Origin of the sequence: Mycobacterium sp., assembly GCF_032159775.1 — a bacterium.
Lineage (GTDB): Bacteria > Actinomycetota > Actinomycetes > Mycobacteriales > Mycobacteriaceae > Mycobacterium.
Genome location: NZ_JAVHWK010000166.1, coordinates 18067 through 34144, shown reverse-complemented (window position 1 = coordinate 34144; position 16078 = coordinate 18067). Strand labels below are relative to the sequence as shown.

15 protein-coding genes and 1 pseudogene are annotated in these 16078 nt (G+C 65.0%); 5 read left to right on the top strand and 11 right to left on the bottom strand.

Features of this window, described 5'->3' with window-relative positions; genetic code table 11:
- Positions 1-32: 32 nt before the first annotated feature.
- The 4 genes from QOJ24_RS22135 to QOJ24_RS22120 are packed head-to-tail and all read left to right on the top strand — an operon-like array spanning position 33 to position 3824.
- Entirely contained in the window at positions 33-1061 is a 1029-nt protein-coding gene (locus QOJ24_RS22135) for a sulfate ABC transporter substrate-binding protein (RefSeq protein ID WP_526265163.1), read from the top strand.
- Complete coding sequence (gene cysT, locus QOJ24_RS22130) at positions 1058-1936, top strand: sulfate ABC transporter permease subunit CysT (RefSeq protein WP_526265161.1); 879 nt, start codon at positions 1058-1060, stop codon at positions 1934-1936. Before QOJ24_RS22135 ends, cysT begins: the two co-directional genes overlap by 4 nt.
- On the top strand, positions 1933-2745 hold the full coding sequence (gene cysW, locus QOJ24_RS22125) for a sulfate ABC transporter permease subunit CysW (protein WP_526265160.1): 813 nt from the start codon (positions 1933-1935) through the stop codon (positions 2743-2745). Before cysT ends, cysW begins: the two co-directional genes overlap by 4 nt.
- Before the next feature lie 20 nt (positions 2746-2765).
- Complete coding sequence (locus QOJ24_RS22120) at positions 2766-3824, top strand: sulfate/molybdate ABC transporter ATP-binding protein (RefSeq protein WP_526265158.1); 1059 nt, start codon at positions 2766-2768, stop codon at positions 3822-3824.
- Between the two features lie 11 nt (positions 3825-3835).
- Here QOJ24_RS22120 and QOJ24_RS22115 read toward each other — a convergent pair whose 3' ends face one another.
- From QOJ24_RS22115 to QOJ24_RS22085, 7 genes and pseudogenes are all read right to left on the bottom strand, one after another.
- Entirely contained in the window at positions 3836-5071 is a 1236-nt protein-coding gene (locus tag QOJ24_RS22115; protein ID WP_526265156.1) for an acyl-CoA dehydrogenase family protein, read from the bottom strand.
- A gap of 14 nt (positions 5072-5085) precedes the next feature.
- Positions 5086-6102, bottom strand: a complete 1017-nt coding sequence (locus QOJ24_RS22110; RefSeq protein ID WP_526265154.1) for an LLM class flavin-dependent oxidoreductase — start codon at positions 6100-6102, stop codon at positions 5086-5088.
- Positions 6099-7454 carry a glutamine synthetase family protein gene (locus QOJ24_RS22105; RefSeq protein ID WP_526265153.1) on the bottom strand — a complete coding sequence of 452 codons (1356 nt, stop codon included), beginning with the start codon at positions 7452-7454 and terminating at the stop codon, positions 6099-6101. The genes QOJ24_RS22110 and QOJ24_RS22105 overlap by 4 nt, the downstream gene beginning before the upstream one ends.
- The gene (locus QOJ24_RS22100; RefSeq protein ID WP_526265151.1) at positions 7451-8890 is read right to left on the bottom strand and encodes an amino acid permease; all 1440 of its coding nucleotides are present in this window, start codon (positions 8888-8890) and stop codon (positions 7451-7453) included. Before QOJ24_RS22100 ends, QOJ24_RS22105 begins: the two co-directional genes overlap by 4 nt.
- 95 nt (positions 8891-8985) lie before the next feature.
- Positions 8986-9795 (bottom strand): ABC transporter ATP-binding protein, encoded by an 810-nt coding sequence (locus QOJ24_RS22095; RefSeq protein WP_526265149.1) that lies wholly within the window; start codon positions 9793-9795, stop codon positions 8986-8988.
- Positions 9779-10837 carry a taurine ABC transporter substrate-binding protein gene (locus QOJ24_RS22090; protein WP_526265147.1) on the bottom strand — a complete coding sequence of 353 codons (1059 nt, stop codon included), beginning with the start codon at positions 10835-10837 and terminating at the stop codon, positions 9779-9781. Before QOJ24_RS22090 ends, QOJ24_RS22095 begins: the two co-directional genes overlap by 17 nt.
- A pseudogene (locus tag QOJ24_RS22085) lies at positions 10837-11700 on the bottom strand (ABC transporter permease). The gene QOJ24_RS22090 and the pseudogene QOJ24_RS22085 overlap by 1 nt, the downstream one beginning before the upstream one ends.
- Positions 11701-11886: 186 nt before the next feature.
- Here QOJ24_RS22085 and QOJ24_RS22080 point away from each other — a divergent pair.
- Positions 11887-12654: a DUF1684 domain-containing protein gene (locus QOJ24_RS22080; protein WP_526265145.1), complete on the top strand. Its 768-nt coding sequence runs from the start codon at positions 11887-11889 to the stop codon at positions 12652-12654.
- Between the two features lie 76 nt (positions 12655-12730).
- Here the strand turns inward: QOJ24_RS22080 and QOJ24_RS22075 are convergent, their stop codons facing one another.
- From QOJ24_RS22075 to QOJ24_RS22060, 4 genes are all read right to left on the bottom strand, one after another.
- Positions 12731-13450: a sirohydrochlorin chelatase gene (locus tag QOJ24_RS22075; RefSeq protein WP_526265143.1), complete on the bottom strand. Its 720-nt coding sequence runs from the start codon at positions 13448-13450 to the stop codon at positions 12731-12733.
- Positions 13429-14151 carry a phosphoadenylyl-sulfate reductase gene (locus tag QOJ24_RS22070; protein ID WP_526265141.1) on the bottom strand — a complete coding sequence of 241 codons (723 nt, stop codon included), beginning with the start codon at positions 14149-14151 and terminating at the stop codon, positions 13429-13431. The genes QOJ24_RS22075 and QOJ24_RS22070 overlap by 22 nt, the downstream gene beginning before the upstream one ends.
- A gap of 2 nt (positions 14152-14153) precedes the next feature.
- A complete protein-coding gene (locus QOJ24_RS22065; RefSeq protein WP_526265139.1) occupies positions 14154-15827 on the bottom strand; it encodes a nitrite/sulfite reductase in 1674 nt (557 codons plus the stop codon).
- A gap of 106 nt (positions 15828-15933) precedes the next feature.
- Positions 15934-15990, bottom strand: a complete 57-nt coding sequence (locus tag QOJ24_RS22060) for an Ms4527A family Cys-rich leader peptide (protein ID WP_393431272.1) — start codon at positions 15988-15990, stop codon at positions 15934-15936.
- Positions 15991-16078 lie beyond the last annotated feature (88 nt).

Below are 16078 nucleotides of genomic sequence, written 5' to 3'. Positions count from 1 at the left end.
TCCCGTCAATTCCCTGCAAGGAAAGGTCATCAATGAACATCCGCAAAGCCTGGCTGCACGCCGCGGCACTCGCCACCACCGCGAGCGTGCTCGCGGCGTGCGGCGGAGGATCCAGCGACGTCGCGGGTGGAGGCGAGCAGGGCGGCGGCGCAGAAACCACGCTGACGCTTGTCGCCTACGCCGTACCCGAACCGGGCTGGAGCAAGATCATTCCGGCGTTTGCGGCCACCGAAGAGGGCAAAGGCGTCGCGGTGACCACGTCCTACGGTGCCTCGGGTGACCAGTCTCGCGCCGTCGTCGACGGCAAGCCGGCCGACATCATCAACTTCTCGGTCGAGCCGGACGTCGCCCGGCTGGTCAAGGCGGACAAGGTGGCCAAGGATTGGAACGCCGACGCCACCAAGGGAATCCCGTTCGGTTCGGTCGTTTCGCTGGTCGTGCGCGAAGGTAATCCGAAGAACATCAAGGACTGGGATGATCTGCTGAAGCCCGGGGTCGAGGTCGTCACGCCGAGCCCGCTGAGCTCCGGCTCCGCGAAGTGGAACCTGTTGGCGCCGTACGCCGCCAAGAGCGATGGCGGCAAGAATGAGCAGGCGGGGCTGGACTTCGTCACCAAGCTCGTCACCGAGCACGTCAAGACGCGGCCGGGTTCCGGGCGCGAGGCCACCGACGTGTTCCTGCAGGGCACAGGCGACGTGCTGATCAGCTATGAGAACGAGGCGATCAACGTCGAGCGGCAGGGTAAGCCGGTGCAGCACATCAACCCGCCGCAGACCTTCAAGATCGAGAACCCCGTCGCGGTGGTCACGTCCAGCACCCACCTCGATCAGGCGAACGCGCTGAAGAACTTCCTGTACACCCCTGAGGGACAGAAGATCTGGGCGCAGGCGGGCTTCCGGCCCGTCGACCCGTCGGTCGCCGAGGATTTCGCGAACGACTTCCCGACGCCGCAGAAGCTGTGGACCATCGGTGACTTGGGAGGATGGAGCGCAGTAGATCCGGCGTTGTTCGACAAGGAGAACGGCACCATCACCAAGATCTACAAGCAGGCGACTGGATGACAGCTGCGCTCGATCCGCAGGCGACCCGGCCAGAACTCACCGGTGACGGTGGGGCCGGGCCGTCCCGCGGTTTCTTCAAGAGCCGGTACGGCAGTACGTCGCTTCGCGTCGGGGTCGCCACGACGTGGCTGTCCGTGATCGTGCTGCTGCCACTCGCCGCGATCGTGTGGCAGTCCGCCGGTGGTGGCTGGGACGCGTTCTGGAGCGCGGCGACGTCGCGCGCTGCCATCGAGTCGTTCAAGGTCACGTTGACCATCTCGTTTTCGGTCGCGGTGATCAACCTTGTCTTCGGGCTGCTGGTGGCCTGGGTGCTGACCAGGGACGATTTTCCGGGCAAGCGACTGGTGGACGCGATCATCGACCTGCCGTTCGCCTTGCCGACGATTGTGGCCAGCCTGGTGATGCTGGCGCTCTACGGGCCCAACAGCCCGGTCGGGATTCACATTCAGCACACCAAATTGGGCGTGGCGATCGCCCTGCTGTTCGTCACCCTGCCCTTCGTCGTGCGGTCGGTGCAGCCGGTGTTGCTGGAACTCGACCGTGAGGTCGAGGAGGCCGCCGCGTCGCTTGGCGCCAACAACCGCACGATATTCACCCTCGTCATCATTCCTGCGCTGCTTCCGTCGCTGCTTTCCGGAGCGGGACTGGCCTTTTCCCGAGCGATCGGCGAGTACGGATCTGTGGTGCTGATCGGCGGCGCCGTGCCCGGCGAGACCGAGGTGTCGTCGCAATGGATTCGGACGTTGATCGAGAACGACGACCGTACCGGAGCCGCGGCGATATCGATTGTTCTGCTGGCAATTTCGTTCATCGTGCTGTTCATCCTGCGCAGCGTCGGCTCGCGCGCGGCCAAGCGTGAGGAGTTGGCGCAGTGAACGTCTCTCCCGCTGTGCGCTATCTGCTTCGGTACACCGCGCTGGCATATCTCGTACTTCTGCTGATCGTGCCGGTCGGGTTGATCCTCTGGCGTACGTTCACCCCGGGTATCGGTGCGTTCTTCGAGTCGATCACCACCCCGGCCGCCGTGTCGGCGCTGCAGCTGTCGTTGCTTGTCGTGGCGATCGTGGTACCGCTGAACGTCCTCTTCGGTGTGCCGACGGCATTGGTCTTGGCCCGCAACAAGTTCCGCGGCAAGAGCCTGCTACAGGCGGTCATTGATCTGCCGTTCGCCGTCTCGCCGGTGGTCGTCGGCGTCGCGTTGATCCTGTTGTGGGGGACCGCGGGTATCTTCGGTTTCGTCGAGAACGACTTCGGCTTCAAGATCATCTTCGGCTTCCCCGGCATCGTGCTTGCGAGCATCTTCGTCACGGTCCCGTTTGTGATTCGTGAAGTCGAGCCGGTATTGCACGAACTGGGCACCGATCAGGAAGAGGCCGCTGCGACGCTCGGCTCTCAGTGGTGGCAGACGTTCTGGCGGATCACGCTGCCTTCGATCCGGTGGGGGCTCACCTACGGTGTCGTGTTGACCGTCGCCCGCACCCTCGGTGAATTCGGGGCGGTCATCATGGTGTCGTCGAACCTGCCGGGGCAGTCGCAGACCCTCACACTGCTGGTGGCAGATCGGTACGGCCGCGGCTCCGAATACGGCGCCTACGCCGTCTCAACCTTGCTGATGAGCGTCGCGGTGATCGTGCTGATCGTTCAGGTGGTCCTGGACGCCCGCCGCGCGAAAACGGACAATTAGGGCCTCGAGGAGACGCTGATATGACGAATGCGATCACGGTGCGGAGCGCCAACAAGCACTATGGCGATTTCGCCGCGCTGGACAACGTCGACTTCGACGTGCCTGCAGGCTCGCTGACCGCCCTCCTCGGGCCCAGCGGATCGGGTAAGTCGACGTTGCTGCGCGCCATCGCCGGCCTCGATCAGCCCGACACGGGCACGATCACCATCAACGGGGAAGACGTGACGCACATTCCGCCGCAGCGGCGCGGCATCGGCTTCGTTTTCCAGCACTACGCAGCGTTCAAGCATCTGACGGTTCGCGACAACGTCGGATTCGGCCTGCGCATCCGTAAGCGGCCGAAGTCCGAGATCAAGGAGAAGGTGGACAACCTCCTCGAGGTGGTGGGCCTGGCCGGCTTTCAGACCCGCTATCCCAACCAGCTCTCGGGAGGGCAGCGGCAGCGCATGGCGCTGGCCCGCGCTCTGGCGGTGGACCCGCAGGTCCTACTTCTCGATGAGCCGTTCGGTGCGCTGGACGCCAAGGTGCGTGAGGATCTGCGGGCGTGGCTGCGCAGGCTGCACGACGAGGTCCACGTCACCACTGTGCTTGTGACGCACGACCAGGCCGAGGCGCTCGACGTCGCCGACCGGATCGCGGTCCTCAACAAGGGCCGAATCGAGCAGGTCGGTTCCCCGACCCAGGTCTATGACACACCCGCCAACGCGTTCGTGATGTCGTTCCTCGGGGCGGTGTCGTCGCTCAACGGAACACTGGTGCGGCCGCACGATATTCGCGTTGGCCGCAAGCCCGATATGGCGATTGCAAGCAGCGACGACTCGGTGCAGGCGACTGGTGTGCTGAAGGCGACGATCGACCGAATCGTCATGCTGGGCTTCGAGGTTCGCGTCGAACTGACAGCGGCCTCGAACAACACGCCGTTCACCGCGCAGATCACCCGCGGCGACGCCGAGGCGCTCGGACTCAAAGAGGGCGACACCGTTTACGTCCGCGCCACCCGGGTGCCGAGCCTTCCCGGCGGCACCGAGCTGTCGACGGCCGACGAAGCCGACGAGGACGAAGCACTGACGAGGGCCTGAGTTTCTGTCGCCTAGAAGTAGCCGTTGGCGGCCGGCCACGTGCCGTTGACGGCGTAGTCGCCTGCCGCGTAGGCCTTGTAGGCCAATGGGCTGTGTGCGGCGATCGTGCGCGCATTGCGCCAGTGCCGATCCAGGTTCAGTGCACGAGCGGTGGCCGATGCCCCGCCGGTGTCGAACAGCCGGCCTGCCGCCGAGATCGTCAACCGTTCGGCGATGAGCTGCGCCCTGGCCACGGTGACGGCGACGTCGGCGAGCGCGTCGGGATCGTTCTGCTGGCCCCCGTCGACGAGCCGGTCGATGGCGTCGGCCGCCGTCAGCACGATGGCTTCAGCTGACGTCGCCGCAGCCGAGATCTCTCCGACGGCCTCCAGGACGAACGGGTCGGTGGCGGCGCTGTTTGCGACGGAATGCGATGCGGGACGGGCTTTCGTGCGCACGTAGTCGACGGCGTCGTCGAATGCGGCATAGGCGATGCCCACCGCCACCGACGCCAGGTACAGCTGCAGGAAAGCGGTGGCGTGGCCCAGCGTGTTGCCCTCGGAGACGGTGATCACCTCGTGCGGGAGCACCTCGACATCGGTGAACCGTGTGCCTCCACTGGCGGTTGTCCGCTGACCGAATCCGTCCCAGTCGTCGAACAATTCGACACCGGTGCGGTCTGCGGGGATCATCGCTTGCACATCACGGCCTTGGGCGTCCAGTGCCGACACCGCGATGACGTCGGCGAACAGCGTGCCTGTGGAATAGAACTTGTAGCCGTTGAGCCGCAGCACCCCATCGGTGTCGGGCAGCACCTTCGTGTCGGCACTCGACGGCGCCTTGCCCGCCGCGTCGGTGATCGCGTTGCCGACAATGAGGCCTGCATACACACGCGGGAACCACTCCTGCGCTTCCTGCCGCGTCGCCCTGTTGCTGAGCAGCCGCTCGGAGAACCCGAAGTGAGACCGAAGTGCCTGTGCCACATTCGAGCTGCCGCGGCCAATCTGGATGACGGCCGATAGTACGTCGCGGGCTGTGCCGCCGGGACCGCCGAATTCCGTGGGTACTCGGAGGTTGAGTACCCCTGTCCGCCGGATCGCCTCGACGGCGTCGTACTGCAGAACCCTATCGCGCTCGGCGGCAGGATCGTCACGACGGAGCCTTGCGACCACCTCGGGCAGCCGCGCGAGTCTCTCGCCGACGGTTCCGCCGAGTGGTCCGTCGGAGAACGGCTTTCGCGCGGCGACTGCGTTGCGTGTGACAGGCATATCTGCTCCCGGCGTTATCGGAATTGGGGGATGATCTTGTCCGCGAACCGGTCGAGCTCCGACTCGATGGGCTGGAACTGAAGCATGAACAGCTCGACTCCGGCATCGTGGTAGGCCTCAATCCGTTCGGTCACCTGCTCGTAGCTGCCGACCAATCCGGCTAGGGTGCCGCCGTTGGAGCCGATGCGTTTGGTGTCCGACAACACCTTGTACATTTGGGTTTTCGGATCGGTGCCGCCGGCGATCTCGGGTCGGCTTTCGGCGTCCGACAGCGACTGCAGGTAGGCCAGCTCTGCGGTTGCCTCGGCCTCGGTGTCCCGGGCGATGACGAACGCGGAGAGGCCGAATCGCAGTGGTGCGCCTGCCCGCGGCCGGTCACGCAAATCCTCGATGACTTCGACGGTATCGGCGTAGGGGCGGCCGTTGATGAAGAACACGTCCGCGGTGTCGGCGGCCAGTGCGCGACCAGGCTCGGACTCGCCGCCGACATACAACAACGGGGGATTGGTGGGCACCGGTCGAATCAGCGCGGGGTGGCCACCGCGATCACCGATCGGAACCTGCTTGCCCGTCCACAGCTCGGTGACGATACCGATCCATTCCCGTGAGTAGGCGTAGCGGTCATCGTGATCGAGGGGATCCAGTCCCAACCCTTCAAGCTCGGGCAGGAACCATCCCGTGACAAGGTTGACCGCGAGCCGTCCGTCGGCAATGTCGGCGATGTTGGCTGCGATCTTCGCGAAGACCAACGGGTTGAACAGCAATGGCTTTACCGCACCGATCAGCTCGATGCGCGAGGTGGCCTCCGCCAGCGCCGCTATCGTCGACCATGTCTCGAGTACGTCGTCCTCGGTGTTGCTGGGGTGAATGACGTGCTCGGCCAGCAGGGTTGAATCAAAACCGGCCCGCTCCGCGCGTAACAGCAGATCGCGGGTGCGTCGGTAGCTCGCGTCGGGTACGTCGTGCGGATGACTCCGTGCGCCGTGATTACCGTAAACCGGCGCCCACACCCCGAACCGCACAGCGGTCACGAGGTGCTCAGATAGCGCCTGCGTTCCCAGTCGCTGACTTCGTTGGAGAACTCTGTCCACTCGCTGCGGGCCAAGGTGGCGAAGTCGAGCACCGAGTCAGCGCCCAATATTTCGAGGATGGTGTCATCGCGAGTGGCTAGTTCGATTGCCACACCGAGTGATTCAGGTAGTGGAATGCCTTCGGTGTAGAGGTTCCCGCCAATAGCGGGCGGCGCATTGCGTTTGGCTTCCAGACCTGCGATGACCGCAGCCAGAGCCGACGCGATCAACCAGTACGGGTTCGCGTCGGAGGCACCGCTGCGCAACTCGATCCGGGTGGCGGATGGGTCGGGCTCGATCAGCGATCGCACAGCGGCACTGCGGTTGTCGCGGCTCCACGTCACGGTGGCAGGCGCGAACGAGTCCGGAGTGAACCGTCTGTACGCGTTGACCGAATGCGCGCCGAACAGTGTGATCGACGGTAGGTGTTCGAGCAGACCCGCGATGGCATGCAGGGCCAGCTCGTTCTCGCCGCCGTTGTCGGGGGCGAAGGCAGGTTCGTCACCGCGCCACAGCGAAATATGCACATGCTGCGAGCTTCCCGAATGATCGGTGAAGGGTTTGGGCATGAAGCTGGCGATCTTGCCGTGTTTGCGCGCGACATCCTTGGTCGCGTATTTCAGCCGGGCCGCATCGTCGGCGGCGGCCAGAGCATCGGTATAGACGAGATTCGTCTCGATCTGTCCTGGACCGTACTCGCTCTGGATGCCCTCCAACCGCGTGAACGCGCTCAACACTTCGTAGAGATCGGTGAGTATCGGATCGAGTGCGTTGGCGTTCTCGAGTGAGTAGGCGTGGATGTCGTCCTGGTATGCCGAGCCGTCCGGGTTGAGAAGATACAGCTCGAACTCGACGCCGATCTTGGCGGTGAAACCCAGTCTGGCAAGCCGTGCTAGAACCTTTTTGAGGACGCCGCGGGGATCGAGGAGCGACGGGCTGCGGTCGTGCGCAACGATGTCGGAAATGACATGGCCGACGCGGGGCCGCCACGGTAACGGCTTGTACGTCGAGAAGTCCGGAACCGCATAGACGTCGGGATACCCGCCGCTCCAGTTGGTCAGCCGCAGCGAGTCGATCACCGTACCGGCGGTGTCCCAGGCCAAAGATGCCTCGCAGAAGGCGAATCCGGTGCCGAGGGCACGGTTGAGAAATTGCGCGGCCGGGATTCGCTTGCCCTGGGCGTGCCCGAACGGGTCACTCCACGCGATCTCGATCTCGGCCAGTGAACCGTCATCGAGCCCGTCGCGCAACTCCTGCTCGGCAGCCGACAGCACACCGCGCTCCGTCGACGTCGAATCGACGGTGTGTGTCACGGGGCGGCCACCTTTTTGTCGCCGACCCGGGTGCCCACGACGACACCTGCGATGAAGGCTACGACCAGCAGGCCGACGATGGCCCAGCCCAGGATCGTGGAACCGCCCACCAGGTCCTTCAGATTGAGGACGATCAGCACCAGCCCGATGACCAACCCGAGCAGTCCCAGGGCGGGCGCGATACGCACCCGCCACTGCGAGTAGCCGCGACGGTCGCGGGCGAAGTACACCAAGACCGCCACCGATGTGGCGATCAGAAGGACGACGAACCCGACCGTGGTAGCGCCTGCGAACCAGGTGTAGAACTGCGCGGCAGGGTCGAGGTTGAACACCACAGCGGCGATGACGCTGACCGCGACCACAGCGGAGATCCACAGAGACGCCTGATGCGGCGAACCGTGCCGGTCGTGCGCGCGGCTCAACGACTCAGGAAGCACGTTGCGCTGTGAGAGGGCGAAGATGTACCGCGATGCCACGTTGTGGAACGACAGGATGCAGGCGAACAGGCTGGTGAAGTAGAGCACCGTGATGATGTCGGTGCCGACGACACCGATGTAGCGCTGAGCGGTGTCGGCGAGGAAGGTGGCGCCGGAATCCGTTGCCCGAGTTACCGCTTCCTGATCGCCCCATCCCGATATCAGAGCCCAGCTGGTCACCGCGTAAAACACGCCGATCAGGATGAGGGCGATGTAGGTGGCGCGCGGAATAGTGCGTTCCGGCGTCTTTGCTTCATCACGGAAGATCGCGGTGGCCTCGAATCCGACGTAGCTGATCAGCGCGAACAGGAGGCCGATACCCAGGGAGCCGGACAAAATGGCGCTCGGGTTGACGATGCCGCTCGACAGCCCGTGATCACCGCCCTGAAAGACAATGACCGCGTCAAGCACCACGACGATCGCTATCTCGGCACTAAGAAGAATCGCCAACACCCGGCTGGACAACTCGATGTTGCGGTAGCCCACGAACGTGGTGACGGCGAACGCCACCGCTGCGAACACCCACCAGGGCAGAGCCGGTCCCCCGAAAAGCTCGACGATCACTCCGCCCGCCGGACCGAGCAGACCATAGACACCCGCCTCGATCGCCACGTAGCTGATCAGCGCGACGAACGCGATGCCGATGCCGGCAGAAAATCCCAGCGATGTTCGGACGTATGAGAAGAACGCCCCTGCGTCCTCCACATACGGTGTCAAGGCAGTGAATCCGACTGCGAAGAACAGCAAGATGACCGTGGAGACGACGAATGTGGCCGGGAAGCCGGCGCCGTTGCCCGCGGCGATGCCGAGCGGGACGACCCCGCCGATCACGCCGAGCGGCGCGGCGGCGGCCACCACCATGAACACGATCGAGGCCACGCCCAGGTTGCCGCGCAGTCTGCGTACAGGCCCGGGCGGCTCTTCACTCAAAGCATCAGGGGCGGCGATGATTTCGGACATGGGCGAACCATCCTTCAATGGAGAGTCGGCAGGTTACGGGTACCGTAGAACTGCACGGCGGTACAAGAGAACATCTGAAGTCATCGTGAGTCTTACTAGGCGGCAGCTGCTTTCACGGCGCGTCCGACCTCGGTGCGCAGCTCGGCGTACTCGGGTGAGCGGCGAAGCTCGTCAGCATCGACCCTTCCGCGTGGCAGATTGACCGAAAGGTCGAGCGCCACCTGTCCGGGTCGCCTGGTCAGCACCACGATTCGAGAGCCGAGGAATGCGGCCTCGTCGGCGCTGTGCGTCACGAATACCGTGGTGCGACCGGACTCGGCGCTGACTTGACGGACGTCCTCCTGAAGCCGTTCCCGCGTCAGCGCGTCGAGTGCTGCGAACGGTTCGTCGAGCAGGAAAAGCGGTGTCTCTGCGGCCAGTGCCCGCGCGATCGCGACGCGTTGTTGCTGCCCACCGCTGATCTCCCAGATCTTGCGATCGGCGGTGCCTTCGAGGCCGACGCGTTCCAGCAGCTGGGCCCGCCGTTCGGCGCGCCGCTCCCGCGGCACCTTCGCGTATTTCAGGGCCAGGTCGACGTTTCCACCGACGGACCGCCACGGGAAGAGGCGCGGCTGCTGGAACACCACACCCGCCGTCACGCCCGGCGTCGGAGCGGCACCGGATATCTGCACCGAACCCTCGCTGGGCGCCTCGAACCCGGCCAACAGCCGCAGCAGCGTGCTCTTACCGCAGCCGGATGCGCCGACCAGAACCAGGAAGGAGCCTGGCTCGACGGTCAGGTCGACCGGGCCGAGCGCGGTGACCTCGTTGTTGCCCTTGCCGTACCGGTGCGACACATCGGCGATCCGGACGCCGCCGTTATCCCGTTGACGTGGCGCTACTTCCAGATCACTGACTGAGGACACCGGGAAGTCCCTTGGTGTAGATGGCCTTCTGGAACGTGGCCAGCGGCGCCGCCGAAGGGATCTGCTTCTGTTCGGCGAGGAATTGAGAAGCGCTCTGCAGGTTGACCGCGATGTTCCCCGGGTTGCCCTCGGAGCCAAGCCATTCGGGCGATGCAACCTCTTCGGGTGTCAGGTAGACGCCTTGCTTCAGCTGCCCCGCGGTTTCCTCAGGCGTCAGCCCGATCTCGGCGGCGATCGCCTTGGCCGCGGCGTCGGGCTCATCCTTGATCGTCGTGAGCGCCCTTGCTTCCTGCTGACGCCAGATGTCGACGACCTCGGGATGGGCGGACGCAAAATCGTCGGCCACCGCGGCCAGGTCGAGCGTCGGCTTGCCGTCTCGGGCCAGCTGGCGGCTGGTGATCAGGTCCTTGCCGGACTTGCGTAGATCGTCCAGCGTCGGCAGCCAGGTGTAGGCGGCGTCGATGTCACCGCGGTCCCACGCCGCGAGAATCGCCTGCGGCTGGAGGTCGACCAACTGAACATCGCTGGGGGACAGCTTGTTCTGAGACAGCGCGGCGAGCAGGCTGTAGTGCGCCGTCGAGGCGAAGGGGGTGGCGATGCGCTTGCCCTTCAACTCGGGGACCGAGTTGATGTTGGAGCCGTTACGAACCACCAACGCCTCATTGTCGCCGGCGACGTCGAGCACGAAAGCGACCTTGTACGGGATGTTCAGCGGTGCCGACAGCCCGCGTGCCACCGGGCTGGAGCCCAGCGCGCCGAAATCGAGTTCCTTGGCGATGAACGCGGTGTTGACGTCGGCGCCGGAGTCGAACTTGACCCACTTGATGTTGTAGTCCGGCAGCGCCTCTTCCAGCCACTTGTTGTTCTTGACGATCAGATCCCCGCTGGGGAACGTCTGATATCCGACCCGGATCGTCGGCCTGTCGGCCTGTTGACCCGGCTGGTTCACCGAGCATCCGGCCAACACCAACGTGGTCGCAGCAAGCGCCGCGACAAGAGCGCGTCGCAGTGTCGCCGCCGAAGCGGCTCCGCTGAGTTTCATCAGATTTTTCCTCTCCAGGGGACAGCACGCCGTTCGATGGCGCGAAGCAGACCGTCGATGACCAGGCCGGATATTCCGATGGCGAAGATGCCGACCAGTACGACTGGGGTGTTGTTGTAGTTGCTGGCGTCCTTGACCAGGCCGCCGATACCGGGGATGCCGTTGAACAGTTCGGCGGCTACCACCGAGGAGTACGCCATGCCGACCGCGAGCCGGATGCCGGTGAATGTTTCGGGCAGGGCCGACGGCACGACGACGTCACGAATCACCTCGCCGCGCCAGGCGCCGAGCGCGCGGGCCGCCTCCTGAAGTCCGACGGGTGCGGCGACGACGGCGGCGGTGGTCGCGACCGCCGCGGGCGGCAGAGCCGCAAGCGCCAACAGCGTGATCTTCGGAGCCTCGTCAATACCGAGCCAGATCACCAGCAGGTAGAAGTAGGCCAGTGGCGGCAACGCACGCAGAAATGTCAGCCACGGTTCGAGCACGCTGCGCACCCAGCTCACCGAGCCCATGACGAGGCCGAGCAGCACGCCGAGCACGACGCCGATGACGACGCCTGCGAGGACGCGGCGAAGGGTCATGTAGAGGTGTTCTCACAGCAGGTAGCCCGCGTAGCCGCGGGTTCCGTCGTGTGTCGTCGAGACGTCAAGGAAGGCGCGCCACACCGTGCCCGGATAGGGCACGAACGTCTGATTCCAGATGCCACTCGCCGCGGCGATCTGCCACACGACGAAGAAGACGATCAACGACAGCGCCGGCAGGGTGGCGCGGGTGAGCCTGCCCTGCCATTTGTTTGCGGGTGCATTGACTTTCGGCGAATCGGCGCGCGACTCGTCGGGGGCGATATCTACGAACACGGACACTGTGAGCGACTTTCTCTAGCTGAGCGGAGGCGGAGACTGGTTCAGCGACAGCAGGAGTCGTCAGACAGCGCGGTGGTCACCCCGATATTGGTACCGGCTGGCAATTGCCTGGTATATACCTAGGCTCAGCGCGAATTTATTGTCGCGCGCGTCCGCGAGTCCAAGGGGCTGCGTATACCGGATGGTATGACGACTACCGAAGACACTGCGCAGTCCACATTCGAGGCGGAGTGGGATGTGTGGCATCGCGAGCGCGAGCGTTACTTCGGCGATCCCCTCGGATGGGTCAGCCTGACCGGACTGTACTGGCTGACAGATGAACGTGAGACTGTGGCCGATCTGCCCGGAGCGTGGCGCGCGGACGCCGACGCCGTATACGTCGAAGGCGTCGAGGGGACGCAGCGGCTCGAACCGGTTGAAGGGGCGCCCGGATTGCTCGTCGCCGATGGAGATCGCCGTATCGAAGTGATACGCCGAACCGGTTCGGTGGCCTTGCGGGTTCACGACCCGGAATCACCGCATCTGAAGGCCTACAGCGGCATTCCCACATATCCGCCGAGTGAGGACTGGGTCGTGACGGGCCGGTTCACGCCCTACGAGCAGCCACGCACCGTCACCACCGGTGCGGTCGTGGATGGCCTCGAGCACCACCACACCGCGCTGGGGGAGATCGATTTCGAGTTGGCCGGGGTCGCGCTGAAGCTTGTGGCGTTCAAGGGCCGTGGTGACGGACTCGGCCTGCTGTTCACCGACGCCACCAGCGGCGTGACCACCTACGGCGCGTGCCGCTCCCTGGCGCTGCCAGGATCCGCGGCCGATGGGGTGGTGACGCTCGACTTCAACAGAGCCTCGAACCTGCCCTGTGCTTTCACCGACTACGCGACGTGCCCGGTCGCACCTGCAGAGAACCGGCTACCGGTTGCCGTTGAGGCCGGGGAGAAGAATCCGCGCTAGACGGTCGGACTCCGAGAATGCGGTTTGGTCCGGAACACGCCGAGTTCGCGTGCAAACGCACACTCGACGATCCTGACTACGCTGCGACGCGGCTGGCGATCACTTCGTCGAAACGATCGAGCACTGTTTCCGCCACCAGGCGGTGCGGCCCCAGCGGTTCAGCCATCGAAATCCCATGCGCGCGTGCATAATCCGCCACACGATCGGTGATCCGTCCGTGGGCGAGGAACCAAGGCGCGATGACCAGCCTGGTGGCACCGCGGTCCCGGAGCTGTTCCGCGGCTTCGGCAAGAGTCGGGTGTGGTCCGGTGGCGAAGGCGGTCGTGGTCATCCAGCTTGTGTGTGCGGCGAGATGGTCGGCGACCGATGCGGTGCGCGAATTAGCATGCGGGCGTGAAGAACCCACGGCGGTGACGAGAACACCGACACCGTGGTCGAGCCTGGACACGCCTGCGTGCGCCAGCCGCTGATGCAGCACCGCAACCAGTCGGTCGTCCTCACCGAGCACGTCGGCCTGCCGCGCACCGGAACCCGACTCGTCGATCATCGCGGGAATGTCGACCCGGGCGTGGTACGCGTCGGCGAGCAACAGCGGCACCACGACGGAATCAGGATCGGACGATGCCAGCACATCGCGAAGGTTGGGGGAGTTCTGTTCGCAGAAGGCAACCCGCACGTCAACGTCGGGGCGCACCCGCCCGATGGTGCGTGCCAGCCCATGAGCCGATGCCGCAGACCTCGGGTCCGCGCTACCGTGCGCCGTCAGGACGAGAGTCACGAAGCGTGCAGCCCGCATTCCGTCTTCGCCGAACCGGCCCAGCGGCCGCTGCGCGGGTCGGCGCCGTCGGCAGGCCTGGACGTGCACGGCGCGCATCCGATGGACGGATATCCCTCGAAGACAAGGGGGTTGACCAAGATGTCGTTGGCGTCGATGTAGGCCTGCAGGTCCTCATCCGTCCATGCCGCGATCGGGTTGATCTTCACCAGATTGAAGGCCTTGTCCCAGCTGATCAATGGCGCGTTGGCACGCGTGGGTGCCTCGACGCGGCGGATCCCGGTGACCCACGCCGAATATCCCTGCAGCGCCCTGCCGAGCGGTTCGACCTTGCGCATCCGGCAGCATTCGTTCGGCTCGCGGGCGAAAAGGTCCTTGCCGAACAACTGGTCCTGCTTGGCGACGCTGTTCTCGGCAGTGACATTGACGATGTTGACGTCGTACACGGCCTCGACGGCGTCACGGGTGCCGATGGTCTCCACGAAGTGGTAGCCGGTATCCAGGAACAACACGTCGACGCCGGGTCGCACCTTGGCGGCCATCGACACCAGTGCCGCGTCCTGCATGTTCGACGCCACGACATATCCCGATGTCGCCGGCAGGCCGGCTCCGCCCTCGCCGCCGAAGTGCTCGTCGGTCCAACGCAGAAGCTCGTCCGCGCTGGCGCCCTCGAGTTCGGCAGCACCTTGCTCGGCCAGCTGTTGCAAATCTGTCACTGTCATCGTCACCTCAGGTCCGCTTCGTCTGCTCGTACCGCCCACGTAGCGAAACGCTCGCCCTGCTCCCGTTGTTTCACAAAATTGCGAACAACCCGTTCGATGTAGTCGCCCAGCTCGGTGGAGAGCACCTTGTGCTGGCGCAACTTGCGGCCGAAACCGCTGTCCAGCCCGAGACTGCCACCGAGATGCACCTGGAAGCCCTCGACCGGGCCGTTGCCGTCGTCGACCATCTGGCCCTTGAAGCCGATGTCGGCGACCTGAATACGGGCGCACGAGTTCGGGCAGCCGTTGATGTTGACCGTGATGGGCACGTCGAGTTGGGCGTTGACGTCCTCGAGCCGCTTTTCCAGGTCCGGCACCAACAACTGCGCCCGGCCTTTCGTGTCGGCGAACGACAGCTTGCAGAATTCGATGCCCGTGCAGGCCATCAGGTTGCGGCGCCAATGTGTGGGCGTCGACGGCAGGCCCAGCGCATCCAGCCCTGCGACCAACGCGTCGACGTTGTCGTCGGGCACGTCGAGAATGATCAGCTTCTGGTACGGGGTGAGGCGTACGCGGTCGGATCCCGCTGCCTCGACGAGATCGGCGACCTTGGTCAGGATCGTGCCGGAAACGCGGCCGGCGATGGGCGCGACGCCGATGGCGTTCTTTCCGTTCTTGAGTTTCTGAATGCCGACGTGGTCGATCGGGTGCTTGACCGGCTCGGGCGCTGGCCCGTCGATGAGCTTGCGGCCCAGGTACTCGTCCTCGACAACCTGGCGGAATTTCTCGATGCCCCAGTCCTTGATCAGGAACTTCAGCCGTGCCTTCGACCGCAGACGCCGGTAGCCGTAGTCGCGGAACACCGACGTCACGGCCTCCCAGACCTCGGGCACCTCCTCCAGCCGCACCCAGGCGCCGAGCCGCTGGGCCAGCATCGGGTTGGTGGACAATCCGCCGCCGACCCAGATGTCCAGGCCGGGCCCATGCTCGGGATGGTTCACGCCGACGAACGCGATGTCGTTGACCTCATGGGCGATGTCCTGCAGGCCGGAGATCGCGGTCTTGTACTTGCGCGGCAGGTTGGAGAACGACGGATTGCCGACAAACCGCCGCACGACCTCGTCAACGGCCCAAGTGGGGTCGAGCACCTCGTCGAGGGACTCGCCGGCCAGCGGCGATCCGAGCACGACGCGGGGGCAGTCACCGCAGGCCTCGGTGGTCTGCAGGCCGACGGTCGCCAGACGGTCCCAGATCTGGGGGACATCCTCGATCCGGATCCAGTGGTACTGGATGTTCTCGCGGTCGGAGATGTCGGCTGTGTCGCGCGCAAACTCGGTGGAGATCTCGCCGAGAGTGCGCAGGGCCTGCGTGGACAGTGCTCCGCCGTCGCAGCGCACCCGCATCATGAAGTACTTGGCCTCGAGGATGTCAGCGTTCTCGTCGCCGGTCCATGTCCCGTCGTAGCCCTGCTCACGCTGCGTGTAGAGGCCCATCCAGCGCATCCGGCCGCGCAGATCCTGTTTGTCGATGCTGTCGAAGCCCTGCTTGGAGTAGATGTCGACGATGCGGGCTCGCACGTTGAGCGCGTCGTCGTCCTTCTTGAACTGCTCGTTCGGGTTCAGGGGCTCGCGATAGCCGAGCTTCCACTGGCCTTCGCCACGCGGGCGTTTGGCAGGCTTCGGCTTTGCGGTGGTCATCGAATGGCTCCTTCGGAGCCGGCCTTCGGGCGCGCTGTTCACCGGTGGCTGTCCGGCGGCGCAGATCCGGCGGCCAGCTCAAGTACTGGTGGGCAGGTCTACGACATCAAGGCAGACAACAACAGGTACAAACGCGCTTGAAGTCGACATGCCGCCGTGCCACCAGCGAGACGCGGTGGGTGAAGATGCGGGCGGCGGTCACGGTGCCAATTGTGCCACGGACATCGAGTTATGCCCTAACCGGGCGAGAT

Coding starts and splice junctions, on each gene's coding strand:
- cysT (WP_526265161.1), top strand. CDS start 1,058: ATGACAGCTGCGCTCGATCCGCAGGCGACCCGGCCAGAACTCACCGGT.
- QOJ24_RS22075 (WP_526265143.1), bottom strand. CDS start 13,450: ATGCGGGCTGCACGCTTCGTGACTCTCGTCCTGACGGCGCACGGTAGC.
- QOJ24_RS22070 (WP_526265141.1), bottom strand. CDS start 14,151: ATGACAGTGACAGATTTGCAACAGCTGGCCGAGCAAGGTGCTGCCGAA.
- QOJ24_RS22080 (WP_526265145.1), top strand. CDS start 11,887: ATGACGACTACCGAAGACACTGCGCAGTCCACATTCGAGGCGGAGTGG.
- QOJ24_RS22090 (WP_526265147.1), bottom strand. CDS start 10,837: ATGAAACTCAGCGGAGCCGCTTCGGCGGCGACACTGCGACGCGCTCTT.
- QOJ24_RS22115 (WP_526265156.1), bottom strand. CDS start 5,071: ATGCCTGTCACACGCAACGCAGTCGCCGCGCGAAAGCCGTTCTCCGAC.
- QOJ24_RS22100 (WP_526265151.1), bottom strand. CDS start 8,890: ATGTCCGAAATCATCGCCGCCCCTGATGCTTTGAGTGAAGAGCCGCCC.
- QOJ24_RS22120 (WP_526265158.1), top strand. CDS start 2,766: ATGACGAATGCGATCACGGTGCGGAGCGCCAACAAGCACTATGGCGAT.
- QOJ24_RS22135 (WP_526265163.1), top strand. CDS start 33: ATGAACATCCGCAAAGCCTGGCTGCACGCCGCGGCACTCGCCACCACC.
- QOJ24_RS22065 (WP_526265139.1), bottom strand. CDS start 15,827: ATGACCACCGCAAAGCCGAAGCCTGCCAAACGCCCGCGTGGCGAAGGC.